This window comes from Streptomyces canarius (assembly GCF_014650735.1).
Taxonomy (GTDB): Bacteria; Actinomycetota; Actinomycetes; order Streptomycetales; family Streptomycetaceae; genus Streptomyces; species Streptomyces olivaceoviridis.
In genome coordinates this window covers 1-17,214 of the sequence record NZ_BMVN01000015.1, presented here as the reverse complement: position 1 = coordinate 17,214, position 17,214 = coordinate 1, and the positions used below count along the sequence as shown (strand labels likewise).

Below are 17,214 nucleotides of genomic sequence, written 5' to 3'. Positions count from 1 at the left end.
GGGTCCCCCGTGTCATCCGCGGGCCCGGCGGGCCATCTCGTGCAGCACCGCGGAGGTGGGCACGGGCGCCTGCCGGACACCGGTGAGCTTCTGGTTGAGGTAGGCGGCGCGGCCGGCGGTGGCCGCGACGAACTCGGCGGCGTCGCCCTGCGGCCGGAATCCGTGCCGGACGGCGAGCCTGCGCAGGGCCGGGTCGGTGCTGAGCAGCTCCCCGAGCGCCCGGCCGTCCGCGTTCAGCGGTACGACGGTGTGGTCGCTGTTGACGGTGGTGTCCGGGTACAGCACCACCAGGTCGTCCACGTCGTGCCGTTCCGCGAGGAGCGCCGCGACCTGTGACTCGTACACCAGCACCAGCGGGTTGCCCGCGCCGCTGACGAAGTCCCGGAACACCGCGTCCGTGCTGGACTGCTGGGCGCCCTGGACGCTGACCAGCTTGTGCAGCAGGGGGGCGGTGCGGTCGAGGTCCGCCTTGCCGGCGACCACCTTGCCGCCGTTGGCCACGTAGGAGGCCGCGGCGAGGTAGAGGGCGCCGGAGTTGGAGGACTCGGGGTCGGTACTGGAGATGTACAGGGTGCCCGTCAGCTCCCCGTGGGCCTTGGCGCCCTTGAGCTGCTGCCAGGTCCGGTCGTGCCGGGCGGCGTCCAGGTAGGCGCCCGTCCTCAGCGTGCCGCGGTTCTTCCCGTCGAGCACCGCCAGCCCGTTCGCGGCGAGCACGTCGGCCGCGGCGCGGTGTGCCACGACCACGAGCGGCGAGTAGAAGGGCCGGGGCAGCGGCTCCTGGACGTGGTACTTGCGCGCCAGCTGGTCGGCGGGTGCCTGGCTGGACGGGAAGGCGAAGTCGTACCCCTTGAGGTCCAGCCCCTCCATGGCCCAGGACCCGGAGGCCTCGGCCTTGACGGTGTAGCCCTTGGCGGCGAGGGCCTTCACCACGTCGGGATCGGCGAAGAAGTCGGCCTTCTCCGATCCGATCACGCCACGCACGGTCTTCGTTGCCGTGCCCTTGTCCTCTCCTTGCCGGCCCGCTACGACGGCGGCCACCACGCCACCGATCAGCAGAACCGCGAGGACGATTCCCGCGATACGTCTCACGCCGGGGAGCGTGCTCCCGGAACCCCACGTTCCCCACGCATCGAGATGAACGACGGGTGACGTCCCGTTCCCGGTATGCAACCGGAGGTCACCCCTCCGGAATGGGGCGGCGACGTCGGGTCGGCGGAGAGTGCCGGTCACCCCTTTTCCGCCGCGACGGCGCTCACCCCGCACCCACCTGGTCGGCGGTCTGCGAAGCGCTCGGCCGCGAGGGATCGGCGCCCCGCGGAAGGAAACACACGGCACTCCCGACCCGGCCGAAGCCGGGCGCAGTGTGTGGCACCCGGTCCGCGCGTCGCTGCGGGTGCGCGCGGACCGGGGCCGCTCGGGAGACCCCCGCGGGGGTCAGGCGGTGCTGAGTTCCTTCGGGTCGGCGGAGAGCGCGGCGGCGTGCGCGTCCATCCGCTCGGCCGAGAGGATCGCCACCGCCGTGTCGGCGCGGGACGCGGCGACCACGAGCGCGCGCCCGGCGAGGGCGTGCGCGCGCCGGTGCAGGGCGACGGGGTCACCGGCCGCGGCCGGTGCCGCCCGCAGCGGCGTACGTCCTCCCCGCAGCCGGGCCACCTGCGCCGCGAGGCGCTCCGCGGCCGTGTCCAGGTCGGCGGACGGGCCCAGTGCGCGCAACTCGTCGGTGACCGCGAGCAGCGCGGCGAGGTGGCCGGCGAGCTGGATGTCCAGTTCCTCCTCGCGCGACCGGTGGGGGAAGTCCGAGGTGGTGCCGGCCATCGTGCTGTGGACCGACTTGGTGCGGATCGGCTCGTACATGGGGATGGCCTCCTGTGCTCTGACAGGAAGCCATCTTAGCTTGGATTTCGTCTAAAGTTGAGTCGGGTCACGGAACGGAGCCCGTCGACTACGGCTGGCTGTATCCGTCCAGGAAGTGCCCGATGCGGGTCACCGCGTCCCGCAGGTCCCCCACCGTCGGCAGCGTCACCACCCGGAAGTGATCCGGCTCGGGCCAGTTGAAGCCCGTGCCCTGGACGACCATGATCTTCTCCTTGCGGAGCAGGTCCAGGACCATCCGCCGGTCGTCCTTGATCTTGAAGACGTCGGGGTCCAGCCGCGGGAACAGGTACAGCGCGCCCTTCGGCCGTACGCAGCTCACCCCCGGAATCCGCGTCAGCAGGTCGTACGCGGTGTCCATCTGCTCCTTCAGCCGGCCGCCCGGCAGCACCAGGTCGTTGATCGTCTGGCGTCCGCTGAGCGCGGCGACCACCCCGTGCTGCCCCGGCATGTTGGCGCACAGCCGCATGTTCGCCAGGATCGTCAGGCCCTCGATGTAGGAGTCGGCGTGGGCGCGCGGGCCGGAGATCGACATCCAGCCGACGCGGTAGCCGGCCACCCGGTACGCCTTCGACATGCCGTTGAAGGTGAGGGTGAGCAGATCCGGGGCGACCTTCGCGGTCGGGGTGTGCGTGGCGCCGTCGTAGAGGATCTTGTCGTAGATCTCGTCGGAGCAGACGAGCAGGTTGTGCCGGCGGGCGATGTCCGTCAGGCCCCGGAGCACCGTCTCGTCGTAGACCGCGCCCGTGGGGTTGTTCGGGTTGATGATGACGATCGCCTTGGTGCGGTCGGTGACCTTGCGCTCGATGTCGGCGAGGTCCGGCATCCAGTCGGACTGCTCGTCGCAGCGGTAGTGCACCGCCGTGCCGCCCGAGAGGGACACGGCCGCCGTCCACAGCGGATAGTCCGGGGCCGGTACGAGCACCTCGTCGCCGTCGTCCAGCAGGCCCTGCATCGCCATCACGATCAGCTCGGAGACGCCGTTGCCGATGAAGACGTGCTCGACGTCGGTCTCGATGCCGAGGGTCTGGTTGTGCATCACGACCGCGCGGCGGGCGGCGAGCAGGCCCTTGGCGTCGCCGTAGCCGTGCGCGGTGGAGACGTTGCGGAGGATGTCCTCCAGGATCTCCGGGGGGCAGTCGAAGCCGAAGGCGGCCGGGTTCCCGGTGTTGAGCTTGAGGATGCGGTGGCCCGCCGCCTCAAGCCGCATGGCCTCTTCGAGAACCGGGCCCCGGATCTCGTAACAGACGTTGGCGAGCTTGGTCGACTGGATCACCTGCATGTGCGTGAGCTTACGGCGCGGTAACGCCTCATGGCTCGTGTTTTCCGCCACGTGAGACACGGAGATTTGCCCGGATATCACCGCCGGCTGTCTCAGGAGTCGCTTGCGTCCCTACAATTCGCTGGCATGTCCACGGAACGGGAGTACGAGGCGGGGGCGGACGGCATGAACGGAGCGGGCGGCGCGCCCGAGGCCCGGCCGAACGTGTACCACCCGCAGCCGGCTCCGGCCCCCGCGTACGAGCAGTACGCCGACCCCGCCGCCGCCCACGGCTGGCAGGACGCCTACGACGCGACCCGCGAACTGCCCGGCCTGTATGAGGGCGAGGTCGACGGGGGCGATGAGGCCGATGGGGCATACGGGGCTCACGAGGCCCCGGAGACCCTGACGGCGGCCGAAGCCGCGGAGCGCCCGGAGACGACGCTTCCGGACGGGCCCGGCGAGGGCCGGGCCGGGCGGCGAAGGGCCGCGCGCCGCGCGGGCGGCCGACGCCGGGTGGCGGTCGTCGCCGGGGTCCTCGGCGTGGCCGGCGCCGTGGCCGCGTTCGCCGCGCTGGGCGGCTCGGGCTCCCCGGCCGGCGCGCGTCCCGAGAAGGGCGGGAGCGCGAGCGTCGACCCCGTTCCCGCGAGCCCGCGCGGGGGCGCCGGCTCGCCGAGCGCGAGCGCGCCGGAGGCCGGCGACGCCGTGCCGTCGCGCTCGGCAGCTTCCTCGGACACCGGCGCCGGGGGAGGGGCGAACAGCGGGACGGCCGACGGTCCGGCGGCCACCACCGCGCCCTCGGCACCGGCCGTGTCGCCGTCCGGCGCGTCGGCACCGGCACCGGCCCCGCCGGGGACGCCGACGGCCGGTCCGTCGACGGTGTCCCCGTCCGGCACCCCCGGCAGGGCCAACGGCCACGGCCACGGCACCACGAAGCACCCGCGCTGAGCGCCGAGTCGCCGTGCGCTGCGCCACGGCGTTCCCGCTGCCGCCTGTCCGTGGCGGTCGCCACCGCGCCTTCGGTGCCGGCCGTGTCGTCGTCCGGCGCGTCGGCACCGGCATCGAACCCGCCGGGGACGCCGACGGCCGGTCCGTCGACGGTGTCCCCGTCCGGCACCCCTGGCAGGGCCAACGGCCATGGCACCACGAAGCACTTGCGCTGAGCGCCGAGTCGCCGTGCGCTGCGCCACGGCGTTCTCGCCGCCGCCTGTCCGTGGCGGTCGCCACCGCGCCTTCGGTGCCGGCCGTGTCGTCGTCCGGCGCGTCGGCACCGGCACCGGCCCCGCCGGGGACGCCGACGGCCGGTCCGTCGACGGTGTCCCCGTCCGGCACCCCCGGCAGGGCCAACGGCCACGGCCACGGCACCACGAAGCACCCGCGCTGAGCGCCGGTTCGCCGCATACTGCGCCACGACGGCTCCGCCGCCCGTCCGAAGCACCCGCGCTGAGCGCCGAGCCGACGCGCGCTGCGTCACGGCGTTCCCGCTGCCGCATGTCCGTGGCGGTCGCCACCGCGCCTTCGGTGCCGGCCGTGTCGTCCTCCCATGCCCCCGGCAGGGGCCGGGGCACCGCCAACCACCCGCGCTGAGCGCCCCGTCGCCGTGTGCTGCGCCACGCGCCGGCAGTGTCGCCGTCCGGCGCCCCCGGCAGAGGCCCCGACCCCGCCAACCACCCGCGTTGAGCGCCGAGTCGCCGCATGCTGCGCCACGGCGTTCCCGCTGCCGCCCGTCCGTGGCGGTCACCGCCACGTCCTCGGCGCCGGCCGTGTCGTCCTCCTACGCCCCCGGCAGGGGCCCCGGCATCGCCGACCACCCGCGCTGAGCGCCGAGTCGCCGCGCGCTGCGCCACGGCGTTCCCGCTGCCGCCCGTCCGTGGCGGTCACCGCCACGTCCTCGGCGCCGGCCGTGTCGTCCTCCCACGTCCCCGGCAGGGGCCCCGGCATCGCCGACCACCCGCGCTGAGCGCCGAGTCGCCACGGCGGCCCCCGTCCGTCCGTACAGGGAAACCCCTATGACCTGTCACGGCGTCTTGTCCCCGTCCCTCCCCGGCGTTGAGAATGCGCATGACAATCCACTGGGCGGCCGGAGGACTCCGGTCGCCCAAGTCGTCAGAGGGGACCCCCACGTGAACAAGCCTCTCCTTGCCGCGCTCTCGTCCCTGGCCATCGCCGGGCTGGGCGCGACCCCGGCGGTAGCCGCACCGCACTCCGCCAAGGCCGCCGCGGTCACGGTCGACTTCGCCGGCACCGTCTCGCTCAGCAACTGCTCCGGTTCCGTCATCCGCTTCCCGGGCTCGGCCGACACCGACCCGGCCCTCGTGCTGACGAACGGTCACTGCCTGGAGACCGGCTTCCCGGACCCCGGCGAGGTCATCACCGGCCAGTCCTCCAGCCGCACCTTCGGCCTGCTGAACTCCGCCGGCACCAAGGTCGCCACCCTGCGCGCCAACCAGGTCGTCTACTCGACCATGACGGACACGGACGTCACGATCTACCGCACCACCACCACCTACGCGGCGATCAAGAGCTCGTACGGCATCAGCCCGCTCACCGTGCAGGACACGCACCCGGTCGCCGGCACCGCCATCAAGGTGGTCTCCGGCTACTGGAAGCGCACCTACAGCTGCAACATCGACGGGTTCGTGTACCGGCTGAAGGAGGGCGACTGGACCTGGAAGGACTCGGTCCGCTACACCTCCGCCTGCGACACCATCGGCGGCACCTCCGGCTCCCCGGTCATCGACACCGCCACCGGCAAGGTCGTCGCCGTCAACAACACCGGCAACGAGGACGGCCAGCAGTGCACGGTGAACAACCCGTGCGAGGTCGACGCGAACGGCACCGTCACCGTCCGCCAGGGCATCAACTACGCCGAGGAGACGTACAACATCCCGGCCTGCTTCACCACCGGCAACAAGCTCAACCTGAGCGCGGCCGGCTGCACCCTGCCCAAGCCGTAGGCACGGTTCACCGCGGCGTACGGCGGACGGACCGTCCCGCAAGGACGTCCGTCCGCCTGCCGTCCTCGATGACGAACCGGCCGTCGACCAGCACGTACGGGATGCCGGCCGGCAGTCTGCGGGGCTCGGCGAAGGTGGCGCCGGGCGCGACCGTCTGCGGGTCGAACAGGACCAGGTCGGCCCGGTAGCCCTCGCGCACCAGCCCGCGGTCCGGCAGCCGCAGCCGCGCCGCGGGCCGGGAGGTGAGATGGGCGACGCACTCCTCCAGCGTGAGCACCCCCAACTCCCGCACGTAGTGGCCGAGGTACCGCGAGAAGGTGCCGTACGCGCGCGGGTGCGGCTTGCTGCCCCGCAGGATGCCGTCGGAGCCGCCGGTGTGCGCGCGGTGCCGCATGATCGCGCGGACGTTCCCCTCGTGGCCGACGTGCTGGAGGATGGTCGTCCCGAGCCGGTCCCCGACCAGCAGCCGGTGCGCCGTGGCCCAGGGGGTCTCGCCGCGCAGCTCCGCCGCCTGACGGACCGTACGGCCCACGACGTCGGCCAGGCCCGGATCGGTCACCCCGGAGATCTCGACCGTCTCCCACTCCACCGGCACGCCGTGGCAGCCGTCCGAGCCGGTGACCTCCAGGTCGTACCGGATCCGCTCGGCCGTCGCCGGGTCGGTGAGCCGGGCCAGGATCTCCTGCGGGCCGCCCTCGCTCGCCCAGCTCGGCAGCAGCGCGGCCAGCGTGGTGCAGCCGGGGGTGTAGGGATAGGTGTCCAGGGTGATGTCCGCGCCCGCGTCCAGGGCCCGGTCGAGCAGGGCGAGCAGTTCCGGTGCCCGGCCCTCGTTGACGCCGAAGTTCATCGTCGCGTGCGCGAGGTGCAGCGGACAGCCCGCCTCCCGGGTCAGGTCGACCATCTCGGCGTACGCCTCCAGGGCGCCGGCGCCGTAGGAGCGGTGGTGCGGGCAGTAGTAGCCGCCGTAGGACGCCACCACGCGGCACAGCTCGGTGAGTTCGGCGTCCTCGGCGTACATCCCGGGCGTGTACGTCAGCCCCGAGGACAGCCCGACCGCGCCCTGTTCCAGCCCCTCGGCCACCAGTCGCCGCATCCGGTCCAGCTCCTCGGCGGTCGCCCCGCGGTCCTCCCAGCCGACGACGAGCGCCCGGACCGTGCCCTGCGGGATCAGGTAGGCCGCGTTCACGGCGATGCCCCGGTCGAGCCGGTCCAGGTACTCGCCGACGCTCCGCCAGTCGAAGTCGATGTCCTCGCCGTACCCGTTCCAGCCGGTGATCGCCCGGCGCACCCCCTCCAGCGTGCGGTCGTCCACCGGGGCGTACGACAGCCCGTCCTGGCCGAGGACCTCCAGCGTGACCCCCTGCGCGGCCTTCGCGCTGTGGTCGGGGTCGCGCAGCAGGGCCAGGTCGGAGTGGGCGTGCATGTCGATGAAGCCGGGGGAGAGGACCAGGCCCTCCGCGTCGATCTCCCGCACGGCGCGCGGGCGCTGGCAGCCCGCCGCGGCGGCCTCCCTGACGATCGAGACGATCCGGCCGGCGTCGATCACGACGTCGGCGCGGTACGCGTCCGCCCCGCTGCCGTCGACGACGTCGGCGTCCCGGATGACCAGGTCCTCCACGCGGGCCTCCTAGAAGAACGTACGGATGTAGTCGACGACCGTGCCGTCCGCCTCGGCCACCGGGATGAGCTGCCACTTGTCGAAGGACGTGCACGGGTGGGACAGACCGAGGCCGATCCAGTCACCGACCGCCAGGTCCGCCTCCGCCTCCGTGCGCAGCCAGGCGTGCTGGTCGGAGAGCCCGGTCACGGTGATGCCGGTGGCCGGGCGCTCCTCGCCGTTCCGGCGTACCACCTGGGCGGTGGGCAGGTCCAGGTCGTAGGCCGCGTCGCGCTTGCCCGCGTTGGCGAAGGCCTGCTCGGGGGTCGGCCGGGAGACGACCTGCGCCCACAGCCGGAAGGCGGGCTCCAGGGCGCCCTCCTCGGGCACCCGGCCGAACGGGGTGAGCCTGCGGTAGTGCCCGTCGTCGTGCGAGACGTACGCGCCCGAGCGCAGCAACTTCAGTACGGGCCTGGACAGTTCGGGAATCCCGGCGAAGACGTCGGCGACGGCGTCGAACCAGGCGCTGCCGCCCGCGCTCACCACGATCTCCTCGGCCTCGCCGAACCGCCCGCCCTTGTCGAGGTCGGCGGCCAGCGCCACCAGCCGCAGCAGATACGCCCGCACGCGCTCCGGATCGGCCCGGGGCACCTCGCCCTCGTACCCCGCCACGCCGACCAGGCGCAGGGTCGGTACGGCGGCCACGGCCGCGGCGACGGCCGCGCACTCCGTCTCCGTGCGCACGCCCGTCCGGGCCCCCTCGCCCGCGCCCAGCTCGATCACGACGTCCACCGGCCGGGCCGTGCCGGCGAGGGCCGCGTCCATCAGCTCCACCCCGTGCACGGAGTCGACGTAACAGACGAACCGGAACTCCGGGTCGGCGGCCAGCTCGCCGGCGATCCAGCGCAGGGCGGGCGCGTCCACCAGCTCGTTGGCGAGGAAGACCCGCTGGACACCGAACGCGCGGGCCACCCGCACCTGGTGCGGCACGGCGAGCGTGATGCCCCAGGCGCCGTGCTCGATCTGGCGGTGGAAGAGCTGCGGGGCCATGGAGGTCTTGCCGTGCGGGGCGAAGGCGAGACCGTGCCGGGCGGTGTACGTCTCCATCAGCGCGAGGTTGTGCTCCAGGCGCTCGGCGGACAGCGCGAGGACGGGGGTGGTGAAGCCGTCGCCGTCCCGGAAGAGGTTGCGGCGCTGGGCGGCCAGCTCGGCGACGGTCAGGCCGTCGGCGTCCGGGGGCAGGCCCTTGAAGCGGTGGTCGACACGTTCCTCGGCAAGGCGGGTGAGCGCTTCGGTGCCCATGGAGCCCCTCTCGGGCGTTGCAAGTCGTGCAACAGCCATTGCGTGTAGTGCTTACAGGTGTCTAGCATCTCGCCGAACACCGGGTCAACGGATCCGCCGGCCTGGCGATCGACAGGAGTCATCATCAACGACGCTGCTTACGCCTCGGCCGTTGCGCACCCGCGGAATGTCATGGACGTGGACGTGGCGGCGCTCGGTGAGTCCATGGTCACCTTCCTGCCCAGCCGCCCCGGCCGCCTCGCCGACGTCCCCTCCTTCGACCGGGCCATCGGCGGCGCCGAGTCCAACGTCGCGTGCGCCCTGGCCGCGTTCGGGCACACCGCCCGCTGGGTCAGCCGCGTCGGCGCGGACGGCTTCGGCGACCACCTGCTGGAGCGGATCGCCGGCTACGGCGTCGACGTCACCGCCGTACACCGGGACCCCGGCCGGCCCACGGGCGTCTACTTCCGCACCGCCGGGGACCGGGGAACGGGCGCGCACGAGGTGGCGTACTACCGGGCGGGCTCGGCGGCGTCGGCGATGTCGCCGGGGAACGTCGACCTGACGGCGGCCCGGTCGGCCCGCGTCCTGCACCTGACCGGCATCACGGCCGCGCTGTCGGACGAGTGCCGGGAGCTGTTGCACGAGCTGACGGCTCCCGCCCCGGGGCGCCCACTGATCTCCTTCGACGTGAACTACCGCCCGGGACTGTGGGGCGACGGCGAGGGCGCCCCTCTCCTGCTGGACCTGGCGCGGCGCGCGGACATCGTGTTCGTCGGCGCGGACGAGGCGGAGCAGGCGTGGGACGTCACGGGCGGCCCCGAGGCGATCCGCAGGCTGCTGCCGGAGCCGGCGGCGCTGGTGGTGAAGCAGGGGGCGGAGGGAGCGACGGCCTTCGCGCGTCCGCAGGGGGCGAAGGAAGCGACGGCTCTCGCGCGCCGGCTCCCCGCGGGCGGTCGTGCCGCCGGGGCGGCGCCCGTCCCGGAGGAGGACGGCACCCCGTCAGTGGCGGGCCGCGCGGCCGACCCCCGGCCCGGTGCCACCCCGCCCGCCTTCGTACCCGCCCTGAGCACAGCCGTCGTGGCGACCACCGGCGCGGGAGACGCCTTCGCCGCAGGTTTCCTCTCGGCGACCCTGCGGGGGCTGACCGTCAGGGACCGGCTCCGGTACGGCCACCTCTTCGCCGCCGCCGCCCTCACCACCCCGGGCGACCTGGCCGTACCCCCCGCCCGCGGCCACGCCGACCGCCTCGCCGCCCTGGACGACGACGCATGGGGGAGACTTCGACTCGGCCCCGGCTGGACGCAAGCCGAGCAGGCCGAGGAGGAGGCGAACATCCCATGAGTCAGACCGTCGACCGCGCGTTGAGCATCCTGCCGCTGCTCGCCGAGGGCCCAGCGGACCTCGGCCAGGTCGCCGACCGCCTCGGCGTGCACAAGTCCACGGCCCTCCGCCTCCTGCGCACCCTGCACGAACACGGCCTGGTCTACCGCCAGTCCGACCAGCGCTACCGCCTCGGCGCCCGCCTCTTCGCCCTCGCGCAGGAGGCGATGGAGAACCTCGACATCCGCGAGATCGCCCACCCCCACCTCGTACGGCTGAACGAACAGTGCGGTCACACCGTCCACCTCGCCGTCTACGAGGAGAACGAGGTGCTGTACATCGACAAGGTCGAGAGCCGCTACCCGGTGCGCATGTACTCGCGGATCGGCAAGCCCGTCGCCATCACCGTCGCCGCCGTGGCCAAGCTGCTCCTCGCCGACCTGCCCGAACCCGAGCGCCGCGCCCTCGCCCAGCAGCTCGACTACCCCCTGTACACGGCCCGTTCGACCCCCCACGCCGAGGCCTTCCTGAAGGAGCTGGCCACCGTGCGCGAACAGGGCTGGGCCACCGACCTCGGTGGCCACGAGGAGTCCATCAACTGCGTCGCCGCCCCCATCCGCGGCGCCGACGGCCGGGTGGTCGCCGCCATGTCGGTGTCCGCGCCGAACGTGGTCGTCACCGCCGAGGAACTCCTCACCCTGCTCCCGCTGGTGCGCCGTACGGCGGACGCGATCAGCGGCGAGTACTCCGGACGCACCCCAGTGAAGGACCGCACCGCATGACCGACAAGATCGCCCTCACCCCGAAGACCCACACCACCCCGCCCGCGAAGTTCTCGCACGGCGTGCGCAAGGGCAACATCCTCCAGGTCGCCGGCCAGGTCGGCTTCCTGCCCGCCGAGGAGGGCAGGCCCCCCACGCCCGCCGGCCCCTCCCTGCGCGAGCAGACCCTCCAGACCCTCGCCAACGTCAAGGCGATCCTGGAGGAGGGCGGCGCCGGCTGGGACGACGTGATGATGATCCGCGTCTACCTCACCGACGTCGACCACTTCGCCGAGATGAACGAGATCTACAACGCCTACTTCGAGGAGCAGGGCCTCACCCAGCCGCCCGCCGCCCGCACGACGGTCTACGTCGGTCTGCCGGCCGGCCTCCTCATCGAGATCGACGCGCTCGCCGTCCTCGGCTGACGTCCCCTCACCCTCGTACCTCCCGCACCTCCCGCACGTCCTGTACGGCACGGCACCCCACGGGGCGCCGTGCCGCGCTCCCCCCTGCCCGAAAGCAGTATGCATTTACGTAGAGGACCCCCGTATGTCCTACCCGCTCGCCGCCCCCGCCCCCGCCGCACCACCCCATACCGGAGGACTGCTCCTCCTCGTCGACGGCACGGCCGGACTGCTCACGGTCGCCGCCGTGGGCATCGCCCTGCTCCTCTTCCTGATCATCAAGGTCAGGCTCCAGCCGTTCGTCGCCCTGCTCGCCGTCTCCATAGCCGTCGGCCTGCTGGCCGGCCTGTCGGTCACCGAACTCTTCGGCACGGTCCAGCGCTCCGACGCGGTGTCCACCATCGAGTCCGGCATGGGCGGCATCCTCGGCCACGTCGCGGTCATCATCGGCCTCGGCACCATGCTCGGCGCCGTCCTGGAGGTCAGCGGCGGCGCGGAGGTGCTGGCCTCGCGCCTGCTCGCCCTGTTCGGCGAGCGCCGGGCCCCCCTCGCGATGGGCCTGACCGGCCTGATCTTCGGCATCCCGGTCTTCTTCGACGTCGGCATCTTCGTCCTGGCGCCGATCGTCTACGCCGCCGCCAAGCGCAGCGGCCGCTCGATCCTGCTGTACTGCCTGCCCCTGCTGGCCGGCCTGTCGATGACCCACGCCTTCCTGCCCCCGCACCCGGGCCCGGTGGCCGCCGCCGGACTGCTCCACGTCGACCTCGGCTGGGTCATCCTCATGGGCGTCGTCTGCGGCATCCCCGCCGTGCTGGCCGCCTGGGCGTACTCCGCGTGGATCGGCCGCCGCCTCTTCGTCGCCGTACCGCAGGACATGGTGGAGGCGGCAGCGGAGGCGAAGCAGGCCGTCCTCCAGGAGCAGCGCGCCTCGGGTGTCGAGCCGCGCGAGGAGCCGGTGCCGCTGGGCACGGTCCTCGCCATCATCGGTACGCCGCTGATCCTGATCCTCGCCGCCACCTTCTCCTCGATCGCCTTCGACCCCTCCACGGGCCGCTCGGTCGTGGAGTTCTTCGGCCATCCCTTCGTCGCCCTGACGATCGCCCTGTTCCTCGCCTACTACCTGCTCGGCATCCGCCGCGGCTGGTCCCGCAAGTCCCTGGAGACGGTGTCGACGGCGTCCCTGAAGCCGATCGGCAACATCCTGCTGGTCGTCGGCGCGGGCGGCGTCTTCGGCGCCGTACTGAAGGCGAGCGGGGTGGCGCAGGCGCTGTCGGACACGTTCCACGACGTGGGCCTGCCCGTGATCGTCCTGTCCTACCTGATCTCGGTGGTCCTGCGGGTCGCCCAGGGCTCGGCGACGGTCGCGATCGTCACGACGGCGGGCATCGTGGCGCCCCTGCTCTCCGAGGGCCACCACTCGCAGGCCTTCGTCGCCCTCGTCATCATGGCCATCTCGGCGGGCTCCATCTTCGCCTCGCACGTCAACGACGGCGGATTCTGGATGGTGGCCAAGTACTTCGGCATCAGCGAACGGGACACGCTGCGGACCTGGACGGTCCTGGAGTCGGTGCTGTCACTGGCGGGGTTCGTGGTGGCGGCGGTGGTCAGCGTGTTCGTGAGCTGACTGGTTCCGGCACAGGGAAGTCGTCCATACTGCCGCCGTGGAGCAGCGCATAGGATCGAGCAGCGAGCCGACCGAGACCGCGGAGCCGTTGAAGGCGGAGCCTTCGCAGGCCGGGCCGTCGAAGGCCGAACCCGTGAAGGCCGAGCCTGTGATGGGCGCCGGTTTCGACCCGGCCTTCGTCCCGGGGATCACGGGTCCGACGCCGACGGACGGGGTAGCGAAGTCACCGGAGCCGAAGGGGGCGCAGGAGCCGCCGTCCTCCGAACCGGTGTCCCCTGAACGGGTGGACGCCGATGAGGCGGGCGCGGAAACCGTCGTCGACGCGGACGCCGAGGACGTCGCCGACGCGGACGGAGGGGACGTCACCGACGCGGACGCCGAGGACAAGGCCGACGGCCCGGTCTTCGAGGCCTCCGACCGCCGGGCGCGGATCGTGGCCGACCGCAAGGGCGTCCGCCTCAGCCTGGACGAGGAGGCCTGCGAGTTCCGCTGGGACGAGATCGCGGCGGTGGAGACGGAGTCGCCCCGCTTCGGCAAGCGTTACACGATCACCGTGCACACCCCTGACCGCCGCTGGTACCCGATCGAGATCGAGGCGGCGGCCAGGGCGCGCTTCAAGGAGTGGGACGAGCAGCTCGACGCGGTGCTCGACGCCTACTTCGAGGAGGCGTGACCTAACCGCAGTACTGGGCGGCCTTGCCGATCGACCGGTACATGCAGTCGGCGTTCTCCAGCAGCTGCAACACAGCGTCCTTGTTCCGGGAGGTCTCCCGCTCGATGACTTCGTCGGGCGGGTAGAACCCGCCCGCGGAACCGGACGTCGGATACATCTCGAAGGTGTAGTCGAAGATCTTGTGCACGCCCCAGAGGTAGTCGTCGATGGACCCGTCGGTGATGTACAGGTCGCTGGACTGCTCCGCCGTGTACCCGTTGCTGGCGGCCATCTTCTGGCCCACGGCCTTGAACGCGGCGGCGTCGTCCGCGGTCATCCCGGTGGCGGTGTCGTTGTACGTCCACCCGAACGGCCACAGCACCAGCTCGCTGTAGGTGTGGAAGTCGATGCCGGCCTTGATCTGCTGCTTGCCGCCGACGACCCGGCCGCGCACGAAGTCGGAGACGACCTTCACCTCGGGCGCGGACTCGGCGGCGGACCCGCGGTAGGTCTCGGAGGACGTCGACCCCGACGACCCGCCGCAGCAGCCCCACTTGTAGTTCCAGTTCCGGTTGAGGTCCGTACCGACGTACGAGGAACCGGAGTTGGGCTGCCGGTTCTTCCGCCACGACCGGTACGACCCGCTGGCGATGTCGTACTCGCCCCCGTCCGGGTTCAGGTCGGGGATGATCCAGATCTCCCGGCTGTTGACGATGTTCGTGATCCGGGAGTCGGACCCGTACCCCGCGCCGAGTTCGCGCAGCAGGTACAGCGCCATCTCCACGGTCAGGTGCTCCCGTGCGTGCTGATGAGCGGTGAACAGCACTTCCGGTTCGTCCTCGTCGGTGCCGACGTTGTCGCTGACTTTGATGGCGACGATGTCCCGCCCCTGGTACGACTTCCCGATCACCCGCTTGCTCATGATGCCCGGGTAGGCGGCGAGCCGCTGGTCGATCTCGGCGTTCGTCTCGGCGTAGTTGTGGTACTTCGCGTCGGCGCTGGGGAAGTCGTAGAGCCGCGCTCCGGACCGCTGCGGCACGTTCCCCAACGGCTGTACGTCGTAACCGAGTCGCCGAAGCCGCCGGATCTGCTCGGCCCGCCCGGACACGACGACGGTCTCCTCGTCGGCCTCGTCGACGGTGACACCGGTCGCCTGGATGGCCGTACGGGTCACCGGTGTCGTGCTCTGGTGGATCTCGTACTGCCGGACGCCGTCGTCGGCCGGTCCGACCCTGCGCACGCTGTCGGCGGTGGCATGCTCGACGCCGGCCGAGACCGGTGCGGCGAGCGCGAGGGCCAGCAGCGCACCGAGAACGGCGGTACGTCTGCCGCCACGCGCGCCGGAGCCGCGGATGCGAAGTCGCATGAACTCTCCTTGTGGGGGTGGAGGGGAGGTGGGGTGTTCCCGTGCGACGTACGGATGCGAGCCGGCGGGGGCCTTCGGCCGGATTCCCTGTGGACTCGCTGTGCGGGTTGGCGCTCATGGTGCGGGGTTGGCATGATCAGGTCAAGCATGAGTGGAGGGAACGACCGGAAACGGCGCAACGGGCCGACGGATCCCTCAGCCGGCGGGGTGCCGCGCCTTCAGGGCTTCGATGAAGGGGGTGAAGGCGCGGGCCGGGAAGGTGAGGGTGGCTCGGGTGGGGGATTTGGAGTCGCGGATGGATATGTGGGTGTCCATGTCGGCGACTTCGACGCAGTCGTTGCCCTCACCTCCACCTGAGAAGGACGACTTCTTCCACGAGGTGGGGGTGGTCACCGTTCCTCACAGCTCCTTCGCCAACTGGTGGATGAGGTCGCGCGACCGCTCAGGGGACAGCGCCTGCCCCCTCACCCTACGGAACAGCCTGCGGAAGTGCTCCAGCTGTGCTTCCGAGTCGATGAACGCGGTGCCGTGCGGGGCGTCGCGCACGACGGTGTCCAGCCGCGGCACCGCTCCACCCAGGTGCGCCATGGCGCTTCCGGCTCCGGCGAAGTCGTCCAGGGCGAACGGGACGACCTGAACCGTGACGTGCCCGGCTTCGGAAACCTCAAGGACGCGGTTGAGCTGTGCCCGGGAAGCGGCGCGCCCGGCCACCCGGATGCGGAGCGCCGCCTCATGGATCACCGTCTCGTACGGGATGGGGTCGGACCCCTCGATGACGACCCTCCGCTTCATCCGGTGCTCCACCCGAAGGGCCACCTCGCTCTCGGGGAACTCCGGGTTCATGTAGGCGAAGAGGGCCCGGGCGTAGTCCTCCGTCTGGAGGAGCCCCGGCACGTGGATGACCGCCACGTCCTTGCGGAACCGTGCGTGATGGTCCAGCTCGGCCAGGTCCTGGTAGGCGGCGGGGAGGGTGCCCCGGTACTCCTCCCACCAGCCGCGGGTCCGATCCGTCGTCATGGCCACCAGCGCGTCGATCAAAGCGCCGTCGGTGCAGGCGTAGTTGGCGGCGAGTCGGCGTACACGCTCCTCGCTCACCCCTGCGATGCCGGACTCGATCTGACTCATCTGAACGGAGTTCGTTCCGAGCCGGGCCGCTGCCTCCGTCGCCTTCAGCCCCGCGGCTTCGCGAAGTCTTCGCAGTTCGGCGCCCAGTCGAACTTGGCGTGCTGTCGGGTTCCGTCGTGCCGGCACGGCGACCTCTCTCCTCAACGGCTTCGGCGAGGCGACTCGTTCGAGGGCAAGGTTACGCGACCGGCTTGCTGCGAATGAAATTTATGCCCTACCGTCGGTGACGTACCGCACACACAGCGGAAGTGCACCACGTCGTCCTGCCATGACGGCTGCGGCAATGCCACCGCGCGCGCAAACCCCACTCACCGACTGGAGTTGCTGAGCCATGCCCGAAAACGAACCCTGGGACTACACCCTCTACATCCCCAACGACCCCAGAGCCGTCACCGTCTGCCGCCGCACCCTGCGCGCGATCCTGACCCTGCACGGGCTGGCGGGGTTGGTGGAGACGGCGGAACTCCTCGCGACCGAGCTGGTGTCGAACGCGGTGCGGCACACCAAGGGCCCGGCCGCGCTGCGGGTACGGCGCTCCCCGCAGGGCCTGGTGTGGATCGGGGCGTGGGACACGGACCCCGCACCACCGGAGCCGCCGGTGCCATTGGGGCAGGTACTGGAGTCGGAGGAGGGAAGGGGGCTGGGGCTGGTGACGGCCTGCGCCCAGGACTGGGGTTGGCAGCCGTCGGCGCGGTTCGGGGACCGGGGGAAGTACGTGTGGTGTGAGCTGGGGGTGGCGTGATTCTATAGCTCCACGGCCGTTTCGCCGTCCTCGGCGAGACGGAGTTTCGCGGTGCGGCGGCCCAGGGGGTCGTAGGTGTAGCGCCAGCGGGTCCCGTCCGGGGTGACCACGGACGTCAGGCGGTCCTCGGCGTCCCATTCGTAGCGCCAGGTGTCCGGCTTGCGGGACAGGCGGGTCTTCTGCCGGAGGGTGATGCGGCCGAGTGCGTCGTGTTCGTAGCGGACGTTGCCTGCCCGGGTGATGCGG

General features: G+C 72.0%; 17 protein-coding genes. 8 read left to right on the top strand and 9 right to left on the bottom strand.

Going from position 1 to position 17,214, the window contains the following annotated elements; genetic code table 11:
• Positions 1-12: 12 nt before the first annotated feature.
• From IE294_RS21680 to IE294_RS21670, 3 genes are all read right to left on the bottom strand, one after another.
• Positions 13-1,089, bottom strand: coding sequence for a substrate-binding domain-containing protein (locus tag IE294_RS21680; RefSeq protein ID WP_189888617.1), 1,077 nt, complete (start codon positions 1,087-1,089; stop codon positions 13-15).
• A gap of 345 nt (positions 1,090-1,434) precedes the next feature.
• On the bottom strand, positions 1,435-1,854 hold the full coding sequence (locus IE294_RS21675; protein WP_189888615.1) for an SCO4983 family protein: 420 nt from the start codon (positions 1,852-1,854) through the stop codon (positions 1,435-1,437).
• Between the two features lie 88 nt (positions 1,855-1,942).
• The gene (locus tag IE294_RS21670; RefSeq protein ID WP_189888613.1) at positions 1,943-3,154 is read right to left on the bottom strand and encodes a pyridoxal phosphate-dependent aminotransferase; all 1,212 of its coding nucleotides are present in this window, start codon (positions 3,152-3,154) and stop codon (positions 1,943-1,945) included.
• 126 nt (positions 3,155-3,280) lie between these two features.
• Here IE294_RS21670 and IE294_RS21665 point away from each other — a divergent pair, with 126 nt between their 5' ends.
• Complete coding sequence (locus IE294_RS21665; RefSeq protein WP_229917278.1) at positions 3,281-4,081, top strand: hypothetical protein; 801 nt, start codon at positions 3,281-3,283, stop codon at positions 4,079-4,081.
• 1,175 nt (positions 4,082-5,256) lie between these two features.
• Positions 5,257-6,090: a S1 family peptidase gene (locus IE294_RS21660; protein WP_189888611.1), complete on the top strand. Its 834-nt coding sequence runs from the start codon at positions 5,257-5,259 to the stop codon at positions 6,088-6,090.
• Between the two features lie 7 nt (positions 6,091-6,097).
• On the opposite strand, the gene IE294_RS21655 is transcribed toward IE294_RS21660, so the two are convergent.
• Both IE294_RS21655 and IE294_RS21650 read right to left on the bottom strand, forming a co-directional pair.
• The gene (locus IE294_RS21655; protein ID WP_189888610.1) at positions 6,098-7,708 is read right to left on the bottom strand and encodes an N-acyl-D-amino-acid deacylase family protein; all 1,611 of its coding nucleotides are present in this window, start codon (positions 7,706-7,708) and stop codon (positions 6,098-6,100) included.
• Positions 7,709-7,717: 9 nt separating this feature from the next.
• A complete protein-coding gene (locus IE294_RS21650) occupies positions 7,718-8,989 on the bottom strand; it encodes an amino acid deaminase (RefSeq protein ID WP_189888608.1) in 1,272 nt (423 codons plus the stop codon).
• A 171-nt stretch (positions 8,990-9,160) separates the two neighbouring features.
• Here IE294_RS21650 and IE294_RS21645 point away from each other — a divergent pair, with 171 nt between their 5' ends.
• From IE294_RS21645 to IE294_RS21625, 5 genes are all read left to right on the top strand, one after another.
• Positions 9,161-10,312: a sugar kinase gene (locus IE294_RS21645; RefSeq protein WP_189888606.1), complete on the top strand. Its 1,152-nt coding sequence runs from the start codon at positions 9,161-9,163 to the stop codon at positions 10,310-10,312.
• A complete protein-coding gene (locus tag IE294_RS21640) occupies positions 10,309-11,073 on the top strand; it encodes an IclR family transcriptional regulator (RefSeq protein WP_058081714.1) in 765 nt (254 codons plus the stop codon). The genes IE294_RS21645 and IE294_RS21640 overlap by 4 nt, the downstream gene beginning before the upstream one ends.
• Positions 11,070-11,480, top strand: coding sequence for a RidA family protein (locus tag IE294_RS21635; protein WP_189888604.1), 411 nt, complete (start codon positions 11,070-11,072; stop codon positions 11,478-11,480). Before IE294_RS21640 ends, IE294_RS21635 begins: the two co-directional genes overlap by 4 nt.
• A 124-nt stretch (positions 11,481-11,604) precedes the next feature.
• Positions 11,605-13,083: a GntP family permease gene (locus IE294_RS21630; protein ID WP_189888602.1), complete on the top strand. Its 1,479-nt coding sequence runs from the start codon at positions 11,605-11,607 to the stop codon at positions 13,081-13,083.
• Positions 13,084-13,120: 37 nt separating this feature from the next.
• Complete coding sequence (locus IE294_RS21625) at positions 13,121-13,756, top strand: hypothetical protein (RefSeq protein WP_373315841.1); 636 nt, start codon at positions 13,121-13,123, stop codon at positions 13,754-13,756.
• A 1-nt stretch (position 13,757) separates the two neighbouring features.
• Here IE294_RS21625 and IE294_RS21620 read toward each other — a convergent pair whose 3' ends face one another.
• From IE294_RS21620 to IE294_RS21610, 3 genes are all read right to left on the bottom strand, one after another.
• Positions 13,758-15,101: a M14 family metallopeptidase gene (locus IE294_RS21620; protein WP_189888600.1), complete on the bottom strand. Its 1,344-nt coding sequence runs from the start codon at positions 15,099-15,101 to the stop codon at positions 13,758-13,760.
• A gap of 195 nt (positions 15,102-15,296) precedes the next feature.
• Complete coding sequence (locus IE294_RS21615) at positions 15,297-15,494, bottom strand: DUF397 domain-containing protein (RefSeq protein WP_189888598.1); 198 nt, start codon at positions 15,492-15,494, stop codon at positions 15,297-15,299.
• A gap of 6 nt (positions 15,495-15,500) precedes the next feature.
• On the bottom strand, positions 15,501-16,352 hold the full coding sequence (locus IE294_RS21610) for a helix-turn-helix domain-containing protein (RefSeq protein ID WP_189888597.1): 852 nt from the start codon (positions 16,350-16,352) through the stop codon (positions 15,501-15,503).
• Between the two features lie 205 nt (positions 16,353-16,557).
• Here IE294_RS21610 and IE294_RS21605 point away from each other — a divergent pair, with 205 nt between their 5' ends.
• The gene (locus IE294_RS21605) at positions 16,558-16,968 is read left to right on the top strand and encodes an ATP-binding protein (RefSeq protein WP_189888595.1); all 411 of its coding nucleotides are present in this window, start codon (positions 16,558-16,560) and stop codon (positions 16,966-16,968) included.
• Positions 16,969-16,970: 2 nt separating this feature from the next.
• Here IE294_RS21605 and IE294_RS21600 read toward each other — a convergent pair.
• Positions 16,971-17,214, bottom strand: a 244-nt coding sequence (locus IE294_RS21600; RefSeq protein ID WP_229917277.1) for an RHS repeat domain-containing protein, incomplete at its 5' end; no start/stop codon positions are given.